The sequence below is a fragment of the Palleniella muris genome, from assembly GCF_004792655.1.
Classification (GTDB): domain Bacteria; phylum Bacteroidota; class Bacteroidia; order Bacteroidales; family Bacteroidaceae; genus Prevotella; species Prevotella muris_A.
Genome location: NZ_SRZC01000010.1, coordinates 73,378 through 87,633, shown reverse-complemented (window position 1 = coordinate 87,633; position 14,256 = coordinate 73,378). Strand labels below are relative to the sequence as shown.

16 protein-coding genes are annotated in these 14,256 nt (G+C 41.2%); all 16 read right to left on the bottom strand.

The window, feature by feature from the left end; all coding sequences use genetic code 11:
- Positions 1–9: 9 nt before the first annotated feature.
- Entirely contained in the window at positions 10–1,149 is a 1,140-nt protein-coding gene (locus E5358_RS07385; RefSeq protein WP_135939592.1) for a glycosyltransferase, read from the bottom strand.
- A gap of 97 nt (positions 1,150–1,246) precedes the next feature.
- Positions 1,247–2,044 (bottom strand): capsular polysaccharide synthesis protein, encoded by a 798-nt coding sequence (locus tag E5358_RS07380; RefSeq protein ID WP_168354609.1) that lies wholly within the window; start codon positions 2,042–2,044, stop codon positions 1,247–1,249.
- 165 nt (positions 2,045–2,209) lie between these two features.
- The gene (locus E5358_RS15330) at positions 2,210–2,344 is read right to left on the bottom strand and encodes an LbetaH domain-containing protein (RefSeq protein WP_277821206.1); all 135 of its coding nucleotides are present in this window, start codon (positions 2,342–2,344) and stop codon (positions 2,210–2,212) included.
- A 177-nt stretch (positions 2,345–2,521) separates the two neighbouring features.
- Positions 2,522–3,301 (bottom strand): glycosyltransferase family 32 protein, encoded by a 780-nt coding sequence (locus E5358_RS07370; RefSeq protein WP_135939590.1) that lies wholly within the window; start codon positions 3,299–3,301, stop codon positions 2,522–2,524.
- The gene (locus E5358_RS07365) at positions 3,298–4,266 is read right to left on the bottom strand and encodes a glycosyltransferase family 2 protein (RefSeq protein WP_135939589.1); all 969 of its coding nucleotides are present in this window, start codon (positions 4,264–4,266) and stop codon (positions 3,298–3,300) included. The genes E5358_RS07370 and E5358_RS07365 overlap by 4 nt, the downstream gene beginning before the upstream one ends.
- A gap of 10 nt (positions 4,267–4,276) precedes the next feature.
- Complete coding sequence (locus E5358_RS07360; RefSeq protein ID WP_135939588.1) at positions 4,277–5,350, bottom strand: acyltransferase family protein; 1,074 nt, start codon at positions 5,348–5,350, stop codon at positions 4,277–4,279.
- Between the two features lie 56 nt (positions 5,351–5,406).
- Positions 5,407–6,435 carry an acyltransferase family protein gene (locus E5358_RS07355; protein ID WP_135939587.1) on the bottom strand — a complete coding sequence of 343 codons (1,029 nt, stop codon included), beginning with the start codon at positions 6,433–6,435 and terminating at the stop codon, positions 5,407–5,409.
- A 541-nt stretch (positions 6,436–6,976) separates the two neighbouring features.
- The gene (locus tag E5358_RS07350; RefSeq protein WP_135939586.1) at positions 6,977–7,789 is read right to left on the bottom strand and encodes a hypothetical protein; all 813 of its coding nucleotides are present in this window, start codon (positions 7,787–7,789) and stop codon (positions 6,977–6,979) included.
- A gap of 7 nt (positions 7,790–7,796) precedes the next feature.
- On the bottom strand, positions 7,797–8,024 hold the full coding sequence (locus E5358_RS07345; protein WP_135939585.1) for an acyltransferase family protein: 228 nt from the start codon (positions 8,022–8,024) through the stop codon (positions 7,797–7,799).
- A gap of 15 nt (positions 8,025–8,039) precedes the next feature.
- Positions 8,040–8,831 carry a glycosyltransferase family 2 protein gene (locus E5358_RS07340; protein ID WP_135939584.1) on the bottom strand — a complete coding sequence of 264 codons (792 nt, stop codon included), beginning with the start codon at positions 8,829–8,831 and terminating at the stop codon, positions 8,040–8,042.
- Positions 8,832–8,945: 114 nt separating this feature from the next.
- A complete protein-coding gene (locus E5358_RS07335) occupies positions 8,946–9,827 on the bottom strand; it encodes an acyltransferase family protein (RefSeq protein WP_135939583.1) in 882 nt (293 codons plus the stop codon).
- Positions 9,824–11,050 carry a glycosyltransferase gene (locus E5358_RS07330; RefSeq protein WP_135939582.1) on the bottom strand — a complete coding sequence of 409 codons (1,227 nt, stop codon included), beginning with the start codon at positions 11,048–11,050 and terminating at the stop codon, positions 9,824–9,826. The genes E5358_RS07335 and E5358_RS07330 overlap by 4 nt, the downstream gene beginning before the upstream one ends.
- Positions 11,051–11,191: 141 nt before the next feature.
- On the bottom strand, positions 11,192–12,130 hold the full coding sequence (locus tag E5358_RS07325; protein WP_277821210.1) for a glycosyltransferase family 2 protein: 939 nt from the start codon (positions 12,128–12,130) through the stop codon (positions 11,192–11,194).
- A gap of 95 nt (positions 12,131–12,225) precedes the next feature.
- The gene (locus tag E5358_RS07320) at positions 12,226–12,663 is read right to left on the bottom strand and encodes a hypothetical protein (protein ID WP_135939580.1); all 438 of its coding nucleotides are present in this window, start codon (positions 12,661–12,663) and stop codon (positions 12,226–12,228) included.
- A gap of 59 nt (positions 12,664–12,722) precedes the next feature.
- The gene (locus tag E5358_RS07315; protein WP_135939579.1) at positions 12,723–13,259 is read right to left on the bottom strand and encodes an acyltransferase family protein; all 537 of its coding nucleotides are present in this window, start codon (positions 13,257–13,259) and stop codon (positions 12,723–12,725) included.
- Between the two features lie 2 nt (positions 13,260–13,261).
- Positions 13,262–14,248 (bottom strand): glycosyltransferase family A protein, encoded by a 987-nt coding sequence (locus E5358_RS07310; protein WP_135939578.1) that lies wholly within the window; start codon positions 14,246–14,248, stop codon positions 13,262–13,264.
- Positions 14,249–14,256 lie beyond the last annotated feature (8 nt).

Here is a 14,256-nt window from a genome sequence, read left to right as displayed (position 1 = left end):
ATCATAATATCACTTTACAGCCTGCAGCCTTACAACCGCAGCTTCAAAACCAAGCACATCCATAGTGTGGCGCACTACCGTCTCTTTGTCCATACGGGAGGACTTTATATCATCAATAACAGTCTTCAGGCATCGCCCGAACTCTTCCTCGTCACCAAAGCTTTGCAGGCATCCGGCAACCTTGAAAGCGGAATAGCCTCTTGCCGACACCTTGTGGGCAATCACAGGCATGCCGTTGCGGAATCCATCCATCACACGGAGCTTCATGCCGCCTCCCAGACGGGTGGGACACAAGAAGATGTCACAATTCCGAAGAACTGCATCCATATCCTCCGGATTTGGTATCAACTCTATATTTTCATATCCCCTAAGACGTTCCACCAGTTCCACTGGAGGGTTCTTTCCGGCAATGACAATGTCCATGTCCTTTGGGACGTATGCATAAAGTTCATCAAGAAAATAGTTGATGCCATCCAGATTCTGGACATTACCGACAGTGCCGCTTATGACCATCCGCAACCTGTCACAGCTGAAAGGCTTCAGCTGCAGCTGGTCAAGACACTCTCCCTTCTTCATGAAACAGCCGCCAACCACTTTCGCCGTGGCAGATTCTCCATAAAGTTCCGCAAACAAGTCCCTGTCCTCTTCTGTCAGAAAAACATTGCAGTCGCACAGACGGTAAGCCCTTCTCTCGTTCCTCCTTACAATAGGGAGAAAGACTGTACGGTTGAGTCTTGAAGGAAAATTGTCCCTGTAGTACTCCTGCTCACAGTTGTGGTTCAGCACAATTGTCCTTACGCCACGTTTCCTGCACAACCTCACCAAAGAGCCGGCAATACTGTTATGGTCAAAAATACACAAGTCATACTTTTCCTTATACAGCAACTCTGACGCTGCGGACTGAAATCTGTGCATCTCACCTGTGACAGGAGACAGCAACTTGGCAAGCATGCCACGCTCCCCTACTCCACGGAAACATACGTCAGGAAATTCCTCTGCCTTACCATGTGCCAGATATTCCGCACAGACAAGAGCGTCAATTTCACTGCCGCTGAAAACCTCGCAAAACGCCTCAAGATAGTTACGGCTGGCAAAACATCCGCCACCGATGCCCCAAGGGTCATGTCTTAATACATATAATATTCTCATTAGACTCTAATTATCAACGATTTTATTTTGCAGAAACCTCCTGAAACAACCAAAGGTCATTGCAACGCCACGCAGCACATCAACTGTCGAATCTTGTTCAGTTGCTTTTTCCATCTGTGATTATTTCGTTATACAATGTGCGCTTCCCTGCAACAGAACAAGCAAACTCATGCTTGTATGTCAATTTGAAAAACCATGTGTTGGCTTTCTTCAACTTCCATTCTGACGCAACATTCTCATAAGGTTCATCAGCCTTGTCACGCAGCCAATGCATATCCTCATTTGTTACAGGAACCTTATCTACAAGTTCTTTACAAACTCTATTTGTCTCACACATGACATGCATTCCATAATCAAAGAAAAGATAATCAATATCACGGTCATACTTCTTCCAATACTCTTCCAGAAATTGCTTCATGTAGACAAATACGGGGCAATTCACGTTGTTGCTCCCTATAACCTGCATATTCCATCGCCCCATCGGGAGATACCTGTGATCATAGACACCGGACTTTACCGTAAAAAACTCCTGCTCATATATCCATGACGGCACTTGCCTTGTACAAAGCACAGTGCTGTCCAGCCAAAGACCACCATACTTGCACAACAAGGCGATTCTTATATAATCAGAAAGATGTGCCAGGCCGATTTCCTTACGCTTCACTCTCTCTTCAAGAAAAACAGGCAAAGTGACATAGTCGCTATAATTATCTTTTGTAATAAGGACAACATCCCTGTTCGAGTATTTTATAATACTATTATATGTCATCTTTATTATTTCCGGCATTTCATTCTCACCTTGCCACCATAATGTCCATATCTTGTAATCAGTGACAGATGCAACATCTGTATCTGTCACTCTTACAGGAATTCTCCTGATGAACCTTAAATTCAATTTATGCTTTATGTCATATAAGTTATCATTTTGCTTAAAAACAAGCTTTAAACTTACATACAGAAACTGCAAAGACTCCTCCCCCCCCTTATTGAAAGTCTTTGCCAAACATTAATGAATATGCCTATTACTAATTTGAGTTTGCTTATCATTTTCTTTTTCTTTTTAATTATACATGATGCAATTATCCGGTATGTCTTCCAGAACAACGGAATTTGCTGCTATTGTAACATTATTTCCAATGTGTATTGGACCTGCGACTACTGCTCCTGTAAATATTCTTACATTATCTCCTATCACCGGTTTCCCGTTATGATTCCAACCAACAGTAACATTCTGATGAGCATAAAAAGGATACGATATGAGGCAATCCCAGCAAACAGTAAAACAGTTTCATTGCTATCTATAATATTTATTGATGCTATAGTTACTTACAAGCAAGCACATTTGCACAAATACAACATCCGGTCATATCCACTACAAATTCATTATCCATTCCGCAAGTTTCTCCTGCAGTTTCATTTTCCTGTATCCCAAAGTCTTCTTCTTAGGGTTCGTGACATCCCTGACCGTCATGCCGGCTTTCTTGTTCCAGCTCTGTGCAACACGGTGGATGCACACCACATCCTTCATGCTTGTATAGCCTGGCTGGTCAAAATACTGGTAAGGATAGACATGAATGCCGTTACTCAGAACCTGCATGCTGTTCACACAATCTCTCGAGTCAAAACCATAGTTCTCTGCAAGACGCATCTGGAGCATCGGGATTATTGTCATGTCATAACGAAGCTCCTGCGGCAGCCGCTCATTATGCGAGCGGATAAAATGCCTGTTCTCATAAAATTCCAGACACTCCTTGATGAACGGATGATGCTTCTCCGCACCGAAACAATGGGAGGTCAGGGTCACATAATCTTCCTTTCCCTGCTCCTTGTGCACATAGTACTCACGCCCGATGAACATACCATCATTCAGGAAAGGGTCAAACGGTTTGAACATGTCAATGTCTGTATCGAGCCATATACCGCCATAATGGAAGACGGCATACAGACGCACGAAATCCGCTGCAAACGCCCACTTGCCGACACTTACCGCCTCATTGGCAAACACATTGTTGCACTCTGCCAGTTTTCCGGCATCCCACAATACAAACTCATAGTCCGGAAGCACTTTCTTCCAGGTGTCCATACACTCTTTAAGAAACTGCGGATACGGCTCGCCACTGAACCAACTGTAATGTATAATTTTCGGTATCATGATATTCCTTTTATTTTCAGATAAATTTTATTAGTAATGAAATACAGGCACACACTGTTATACGCCAGCCTTAGCTTACAGTTTTCAAAACAAGGGAAGCCTATGCCCCGGTACAAGTCCATAATCTCACGCACACGCTTCTGAAATCCAGCCCGGTCCAGCCCGGTCACAAGGGAAGCCGAATAAAGCCAGTTCTTAACGAGCATTTCAAGACGCACGTCAAGCCATGCGGATGGCTCAATGTCATGTTCGGAAATGAATCCATGCAGATTGCGCAGCACAAGATACAGGTCGTCAACAGCATTCCGGCGGTATTGGACGCTGTGTGTCGCAGAGCCTTCACGTATCAGATAATGGTACAACGGCTCTGCAATGGAAACAGGACACCGGCAAAGCATCTCATACTTGTATTGCAGTTCCAAATCCTCCGCCAGCCGTATTCCTCTTGTAAACATAAGTCCGTGATTCCGCAGGATGTCACTCCTGAAAATCATGCACACATTGAAAAAAGAAATCTGACAGCGAAGGAACTCCTCCTTGCCAACGTCCTTCATTTCTTTACCCGCATTGGAGTACGTCATGTCTCCTTCATGCCTGACATGCCCAAACATGACAAGGTCATTCTTTGTGCCATGGGGGCAATTCTCTTTCAAAATATTCACAGAGTCCGGTTCAATCCAGTCATCAGAGTCAACAAACCATATCCATTCGCCGGTCACTGTGGCAAGACCGCTGTTTCTCGCGGCAGCAACACCCTGGTTCTCCTGGTGAATGACTTTTATGCGGCTGTCCTTTCCTGCATAAACATCGCATATATGCGGAGAACTGTCACGGCTTCCGTCATCAACGAGAACCAGCTCCCAATCTCCGCAAGTCTGACTGATGACGGAATCCACACATCGGCACAGATACTGTTCCACATTATAGACCGGAACAATAAAAGATATAAAAGGTTTTTGTGTCATTATTTTTATCTCAATCAATATGCAAACTCTTTTTTACCCACCGCTTCACTTCTGATGTCCGTCGTTCCGTAAAATAATAAATTGCATAAGTCACAAGCATGACACCTGCAACAATGGCACTGTACTGCAACAGACACATAACCGACATGTCCGCTTTCTCCTTCTCAAAGAAAAAGGCAAAAACAACCAAAAGAAGTATCCTGTGAATCAGATAAAGTGAATAGGAGAAATCAGCAAGGCGCGTGAAGGCTCCTTCCACCTTACAAGCCCAACTACTACGAGGTGGAAACAATATCACCTGCTGGCAGAACACGCACATGGAAGCACAGAGAAGCATTGTCGCCTGCATGTTAGTGAATGGCATGTCAAAACTGAAAACCTTTGTGGCAGAAGTCATCTGGCTCAATCCTAAAGAAACCACTATCATAATGAAACTTCCCAAAAGTATCCACTTGTTTCCATTCTTTGGACGGGTCAGCCACGCTACTCCCCCCATTAACCAAATCAAAAGATACAGTGCATTCATCTTGGTATAGACCAGACAACAGATGAAGAAGAGTATGAAGCCTATCATCTTCTTGCGTAATGACAAAGCCAACGCAAAGAGTACAATATAAAACCAAACTTCATAGCTCAAACTCCAAAAAGGAGAAACCAGTGCCTCGCACAGAATACACTGTAGGCTCAAGAGATTCCCCACAACTGTCCATCCGCTATACTCCTGACCTACAATTGGAGCTACAATCATGTACAACAATACAGCAGAAACAAGAGGAATCATTATACGGCAGAAACGGTCAACCGCATAGCTGCGTGCCTTGAAAGTGCCGGACATCATGCGCTCAAAGCCTTTACCACCTACAAGAAAGCCACTCAATATGAAGAATACAAACACTGCCTCCGGACCTAATCTGCCCAAAGTATAAAAAATAAAAGTACCTATCCCCTGCTGGTCATCCGGGAGGTAATTGTATTTTATAAAGAAGTCATTACGGGAATGACAAAACAACACCAAGAATGCCGCGATAAAACGCAGCGCATCAAGCCACGCCAAATGGCTGTAAGATTTATTTTCCTTTACCATTAATTATATTAATTTTATCTATTCATATTTTTTTTCATGGAATCATACAAATCGTATTACCTTCCCCCACAAAGTATCCCAATAAGTTTTGGAGATATAAGCCTCAACACATAATATATTGCCATACACACTGCCGTTGTGACAAACGGCACAATGAGATAGGCAAGGACATGACCGGCATAACTGTCCGGTAACAGTCGTGCAACAATCTTTCCTGTCTGTGCCAGTACGAATGTCTGATGGACAGCATATATAAAGAAGATGGTCGGAGAAAAACGTGACATGAATGTCACAACGCTTTCATTTGCCCTTCCTATCAATGCGAAACTGCTGTATGTGCCCGCTGCGATGAATAATGGGCATAAGAATCCTTGATGTCTTGGCACAACAACCATAAGCAACAGGAGGAACGTGATTGCCACAACACTTGCCTGATACTTCCTGTCTCTGTCTATAAGACTGATTCCATTGTACCTCAAGTACATACCCACATTGAAGAAAAATATTGCTGTAAGGCTTACTCCGGGAATGCTTTTCAAGTCGCCTGGAAGAAATACATATAGCAGAAATAAGACTGCCACCATTAATGTTCCGCATTTCCTGATAAAATAATAGAAAACGGGGGCCATGAGACACATCACAATAAGGTCTCTGAGAAACCATAATGGCGAATCGGAAGGCATGCCGTTTACCTTATCCCACCACAGATGCCACAGACCCTCGTTCCACAGACCTGAAAGGAATGCCAGCAAGTCATCCGGTGATTTCCCACGGAAAAGGATTGAGAACAAGTTGCCACCTATCAACACAAGAGAAGGGACAAGGTTCCACAGCAGATAAGGCACAAGCAATGTCCTTGCACGCTTTGACAGCTTTGCCTTATAAATCTCCCATGTCAACGGCCCCCTCCCAATAAAGAAATAGCCGGCTATCAGGAAAAAGCAGGGCACTGCCACCTGGGCTATCGTATTCACCGTCAAGCCCCAATATCCCAGACTGTCAAAAGTCGGATTCTCGTGGATGAAAACCACAAGGATTATCAAAGGAAGACGGAGGGCTTCTATTGCCAAATTCTTATTATTCATATGTTTTTTTAGTTTGTTTCCAAGTTAGTAATATTAACACTAAAACAGAGATTCATCATTCGATTTTTTTACAAACAAAACCGGGTAAAATATGCATGAGTTTTCCAATGCTCTATTTATCATAATGTGCATAAAACGGTTCAATACATACTTGCACGGCACCTGACATCATCCAAAATGACAGTTCTTTTGATATTTTCTACCGAAAAATCAGGTAATACATAGCCCTTTCCGGTGTAATTCGTGACAGATTGGATGTTAAAAGGTAACCTTTTGGCAAGTAAATGGTAACCTTTTGCACAGAATATTTCAAGAGCGGAACAACATTTTTACAGTAAACCATTAAATACCAAAGCATTAGCTACAACAAGAAATTCAGCGTTTTTTCGGTGTTACATGACTAACCCCCGTTTTTATGCGAGTATTTTAAGGCAAAAATGCCGTGAGTTTTCTTTCGTTCAATATATTTTTCACATCATTACGCTGAAAAACGCTGATAGACTTATCCGCGAGCATCTGCGGCATCAGCGTGACTAATGCCCTATTTACTTCCCAAGGCCCATCGTGTCACAAATCTGCTTGACCTTAGCATCTCACTGACGAACAGGCACAGTGCAACAATTATGAATGTGACAAACATTCCCATAACAAATTCTATCGCCAGTGAGGGATGCTCCACGAAATATCTTCCGACAACATGCAAGTCCTTCGGCAAAAAGAAATAATGCAGAAGATAAATGTCAAGTGTCCGTTTTCCTACAAATGAAAGAGCATTCACCAATCCATTATCTGAAGAAAAATAATAACGATGCCGGTAGAACATGGCAAAGAACAACAGCAACGCCGACATTTCAAACACCACCATACGGACATGGAAAAGCAACCCGCTGCATTCATAATCCAAGCCCCAGAACAAAACAGCAATAAGGATAAAGGCCATCACCGTCACTGTCACTGCTGCATCCCGCCATTTCCATGCACAAATAGCATTCAGATGCACACGTATCAGTCTGCCTGCCACAAAATAAACATAGTATCTTAACAACGGTAACCCTAACACCCCGCCCATATCACCAAAATACTGGCAGACAACAGGAAATGATACTGCATAAGAAACAACAGCTATAGCTACAAGCATAAACAAATACCTGATGCTGTCTTCCACTATTGATAATTTTCTCATCATCCATTCCATAACCACCTGAATCATGAGAAACTCAAATAATGAGAATGTGAACCAATAGCCGTACTTGAACTTATCAGTCAGACATCCCTCTACCGTGCCACCGTTCAATAACAGGAAAATGCTGCCGAAAACAATTGCCGGCACAAGCAACTGCTTGGCTCTTTTCAAAACATATTCAAATTTTACCCCCCCCCGATTTGTTAAATAAAGACCTCACACTGAACAGGAAACCGGAGATGAAGAAGAACAAAGGGAGCTGCACCGTGGATGTAAACAGTCTGAACGAAGAAAAGCTGTCCGTCTCCGCCACCCCATAGCAATACAGTGGAATATGCCCGAAAACAATAAAAAGGATAGCAACCCCACGCATCGCGTCAAGATATTCAAGTCGTTTCTTTTCCATTATTCACTGTCTGATTTACTTATTGAAAAGTTTTCTTATCCCCCTTGCCGTAAATTCCAGAACCTTGAAATAATTGCTTTCAACATCTGCAAGTGTGGCTATCCTGACAAGAAGATTCGGATGTACCAAGTCATGTTGCATCCGTTTGGAGAAATGTTCATCCAATACTTTCTGGCGTTCCTTTTCCCTATTCTCTTTTTGAGAAGAAGAAACTCCTCCTTGAGCAAATCTGCATACGAATTTCTCTATTTTCTTATATGTCCTGTCTTTGATAATCAATTCAAAGAACATTTGCTCCCAATCCGACACTATTCTCAAATCCTCTCTATAAGGTCGTTGTTTCAGTAATGATGTACGGATGAATGTAGCCTGATGGCTCAGGGAATAGACCGCCATCAGATACGTGGTCGGCTGGCTTACCGCGCTCCACACATCGTGACGCCCGTCGGCGAAAGTGCAGAGAGTGTCTCCTGAGATAAAATCCGCTCCTTCCAATAATGGAAGAACATTCTCAATTGTGTCATCTGAATAGAAAGAATCACCCGCATTAAGGAACAGACAGTATTCGCCATCAGCCTGAGCTATGCCTTTGTTCATGGCATTATATATACCATTGTCTTTTTCGCTAACCTTATAATCAATCATTTCACCATACTGTGCCAACAGCTCACAGGAACCGTCTTCCGAGGCTCCGTCTATCACAATATACTGAAATTCCTTACAGGTTTGCCTGTCCACGCTTTCCAGTGTGCGTGTCAAACCTGATTTATCATTATAACATACGGTTATGACTGAAAGTTTCATCATTTATATTTAAAAAAAATTTCTGCCTTGGCGGTTATCCAATAGAACAGATAAGAGCCAAAGACCAAAGCTAATAAGAATATAATAGTTTTTACTCCACATCCTACCGATATGTAATCATAAGACAACAAGGCTAAGTTTGTTCCATAATATATATGTAAAGTATTGCTGCCCAATACCCCCCCCCATTTTATCATACAAACCTGTAAAACAAGAATTTATCTTAAGTTTTTCCGAAATATCATTCGTCAGTGACAAAAGACAAATGAAAAAAGGTGTAATAAGTGTAGTCAGTAAGAAATTCACACTGATAATATGTCTGCAGAACAGCATCCCGATAAAGAATAACAAGTAAAAAAATACAATATACAAATGTTGCCTAATACAACCACGATACATTGCCAAATATATTCCACATATAAACATAGGCAAACGCTGTAACATGGCTAAGTGAGACCAGTGCAAAGAATAGTTCCATGTGATTGTACAAACAAGAATAACAATCAGGAAACAAGACCATGAACGCAACCATTTCACCAAATAATATAAAATAGGGAACAGCAAGTAAAGCTGCTGTATGGCACTGACATACCAATCTACTCCTCCATGACTGAACGTATAATCCAGCGTACTATACATCCAAAGGACTTCACCACCTGTCAGTTCTTTTCCCAATGCAAACATGTGCAGGACAAGTATAGCCCCCATGAGCAGATAACAAGGCAGAATTTTTATCAGCCTATTCTTATAAAAGCGAGATATGCTGTTCTTTTGAAAAGAATAAGTAAGGCCAAAACCACTGAGCAGAAAAAAAATGTCAACTCCAATAAATCCCCACTGAAGCACCATTCCTATATACCAAGGAAAACCTCCTACCCAACACTTATAATGATAAATTACCACAAAAGCGATGGCTAAAGCCATAAGCACAGAACGATGCCTGGAAACATATTCTGCCAAATTCATTGACATGATACCCTTACTATAAGCCTCTATCATGATTTTAAGATTTCTTTATATAGCCTGATATATTGTTTGGCAATAATGCCATAATCAAAACGCCTTAATACATCTGCACGTATGGTTCCACTGCTATATGCTGTCCCCATAGCCTGACGGATACCTGCCTGAAGCGCATTGACTGTAAAATCCTCACAAACTACGCCTGTGACTGTATTAATCTGCTCCGAGGCTCCGCTGCAAGGAAATGCCACCACAGGAGTACCGCAAGCCATAGCCTCAAGCGGTGTCTGGGCAAAACCTTCCTGGAAAGAAGAAAGTACAAAATAATCTGCTGCCGAATAATATCGGGACAGCAAATCCTTATCCGAAACCAAGCCGACACATCTGATTTCGATGCTGCTCTTTGGTATTTCATTGTAGCCTCCCAAACATATCAGCATAACACTGCTGTCATTCAGCCTTTCCAACGCCTCTATCAGCAATGAAAGCCCCTTGCGCTTATCCTCAATGGCAAAAGAGGAGAACAGAAAGACTTTCTTTTTCAACGGTATGCCCAGCTTTTCCCGACATTCCTCCTTGTCAAGCATCTTGTACAATTTGCCTTCCACCCCATTATGGATAAGCGTAACGGGGCAATTTCTCAAAATTTCATTGGAAAGGAAGAAGTCCCGCATCTCCGAAGATATTGCAACAAGATGCGGTGTTTTCCCACTGTTTACGGCCTTTTTCTTGATACCGGCATATATCTTGTCCAATTTAAGATAGGCATCTCCGGCATTCTGTTTGGCACTCACATAATGGAAACCTCCCAAACCAGGGTTTTCATCATGAATTGTCCAGACAACCGGCTTGTCTATCTTCTTGAAGAACGAAGGGAAGTCAACAAAGTCTGAAACCCAATGAAGATGGACGATGTCCGCCGCCTTTATTGCCGGATGCTCCGTAAGACAAGTGTATTCAGTAACAGGAGAAGTGAAAAACACCTTTCCAGAAGCCTCTGCCTTACGACGTAAATACTTCAAATACTCAAAACGTGGCCTTACCATGAATTTGACTGCTTTCATCAGCATACGTACAAGAACATTATCATGTTTCTTGTATATCGCATCCTTTTCTGCAACAGCAATGCCATCCACCTCCTCACCGTTCATCAGGAGCATGGATGACTCAACGTCAGAATCATTCAATGCGGCACTTATCCTCATGGCACACCATGTGGCGCCACCGTCAGGAAGTTTACATATATGAACAACTTTCATAAATCACCAATAACATCCGCCTTCGACACCATCGGCTTTTTGAGGCTTTTCTGTCTCATCGGGACGAATCCAATATTCATTATAATAGGTTGATGCGTACGGATGTATCTTAATACTATAACAGCATTATTATATATGAAATCACTTGTTGAAAAATTTCTTCAATCCACCAAAACGTCCAATCAATCCTGATACGAATGCGTCACGTATAAGACCTGTTTTTGAATCATTGCCCAAAGTCACTCTATAATAATTCCTATAAGCACGATATAGATAATGACTCATTCTAAACCCGCGCCATTTACTTGGCTGCTCCAGCATGATGTTGTATATCCGGTTACGTATGGCACAGTATAGCTTCCAGTCAACATCCACTACTACAAGATAAGCATTGAACGTATCCGCATTTCGAACAATATTCTGCCTGTCAACAGGATGATAATGAATGGCCTTGACGGCCGTCATGCGGTGGAAACCAGCCTTCTCTGCACGAATCTGATAGTTGATTTCATCCCCCCAGATGAACATCTCCTTTTTAGGGTAGCCTATTTTCTTTACCAGACTTGCAGAATAAAGTATGCCGTTGAAAGGAGAAGCCCATCCTTCCACGACTCCGTCCCCATCTGCTTTCTTACAGAATTCACTGTATGTGGTGTCAGGAACGAAAGAACAAGAGTCATGGTCTTCGTCAGACAAGACTATAGGAGCAATGTAGTCCCTGTCCTTCAAGAACGGAACAAGTTCTTTCAGACAATTCCTCTCAGGTTCGCCGTCATCGTCCATTACCCATATTCCATCAAAAGAATCGGATTCTGACGCAAGTTTCATACCTGTGTAAAATCCACCTGCTCCGCCTTCATTCCTCTCACATCTGTGATATTGAAAGAAAATGCCATTGACGTTAAGATTATAGTACCCCCATTGAGCTACCGCTTCAGGAGTGCCGTCGCTACTGGCATTATCTATGATAAAGACTGTTGCCGGTTTATATGTCTGCTCGCTCACAGCATGAAGACATCGATTTAGAAGTTCTTTACGGTTAAAGGTTACAATTACACAAGCTATGGAATATGTTTTCATCATCTATATTTAAAGATATAAAAAGCGTTGGAAAGTTTTTCTTAGGATTTATACTTTCAACTTTGGATGGATGGGTGCATGGATATTATAATTCATCACGGAACGATTTTATTAATATAAGGCATATTCTTTAAGACCAGGATTGTAATGAGACAAAATATATAAGTCAGAATAAAACCATAATATTGATTGGAAAACGCCAAGGCATAACGCTCAGAAACACACAACACTGCACCATGCAACAAGTAAACGCCGAAACTGCATCCTGAAATTCGAGCAATCACAGAAGGTGATACATGAATAAAGAAAAGAAACTTGGACCAAGATGTATATTTAAACCATATAAAAACAGCTATGGGAATAACAACACTCGGCATAAAATCATATACCATACCTTGATAAAACCATTGCCCCATACGGATAGTTTTATAAAGATGCAATCCATATACCCCAACAGCAAGCAGAGTAGCAGCAACGTAAATCCACCTTCTATATTTTAAGCAAATATCATTATGTCCCAACCAATAGCCCATCAAAGCAATGAAAATATAGTGACAACCAAGTGGAAACCACTCATAACTAGACAGCATCTTTAAGGTACATATAACTGCAAAATATGGATATACGGCACAAGCCAAAAATGAAAACAAAAAAACAAGCTACGCTCTCTGTCTGACATGCCATGATAAAGTATCCGAAGATATGGCATACTGAGATACAGACCAAACAAAGGAATAAAAAACCACATATTTGGATTAAAATGTCCCACAAGGAAATTTTGTATAAAACTTTTTATATCATAATTTTCCCCTCTGAAAGTAATATTAAAAAAGAAATATATGAGACTCCACACTACAAATGGAATACCAACTCGCATAAATCGTCTGATGTAAAACTGTTCCTGTTTCTCAGCCAAATTCATTGTATTACAACAACTTAACATAAAAAAAACAGGAACAGGCCAGAAAAAGAATGTATTTAGAAATAAATCCCAGTAATGCTCGATACTTAGTTCTCCACCTTTCCAATTGTCTATTTCATTGCCGGAATGCAACAACACTACACTCATACATGCTGTAATATTAAGCATATCCATCCAGACAAAACGTTTGTTACTCTTATTATTCATTTTTAATATTTAAATATTTGAAATGTAGGCAGCAGCTTATCAAACATTATACAGAGTTTTTGTTTGACAAATACTTTTCTATTATGCCATCGAACCTTTGCAAATGTCCTTTTCCATTCTTTTAATACCTCAGTGCGTTCTATACCATAAGACTCTATCAAGTCGACAGTCTTATTAAAATGTCTCACATCACCAGCATAATGATAATGGCTTAGGACCTCATATATAAGTGAAGTTATTAGTGGATAAGCTGTCACACCATGAGAGGTGAGAAAAGTATATTTTTCCATGAAAACACGTATTAATACAGAATATAATTCATCTGTATAGATACGCGACAAACTTCCCTCACGATAAGTTGCACAATAAGCAGCACGGCGGTCTGCGCAAATAGTAGTAGCATAATAACCTGTTAAATAAGCGAACTTACAATCTTCATGAATACGATATGTGTCAAATTGTATGCCATTCCGGTCAATAAGCTCTTGCTTAATCATTTTCCCCCAAGGTTCGCCCCAATTATAACGCAACATCCAAGCATTTTCTTCCGGCGCTGTCAAATAACTTTCAATAAACTCATTAACATAACCAGTGCGAATTGCATTATAACAAGTATCTGATTCCATGCTGTTTGCATTAAAGTAAACGACATCTTGCGGAGCATCCGCATATTCGTTCATAAGATCATTCATGCAATAATTGAAATAATCGTCCGAATCTGCAAAAAGTATCCATTTTCCCTTTGCTTTCTGTAAGCCATAATTTCTGGCTATACCGGCTCCACCATTTTGAGACATCACATAAACTTCCAATTTATAGCGTGAGGTATGATGACTTAAAATGATTTCTTCAATATTAAAATTATGGCTGCAATCATCAACGACTATTACCTGTACATCTTCTCGCTGAGGTATAGATGCTAAGCAACGATGAAGAAGATGAGGAAGATTATAATGTGGGACGATTATTGTAAAATTATATGTGAACATAATTATAG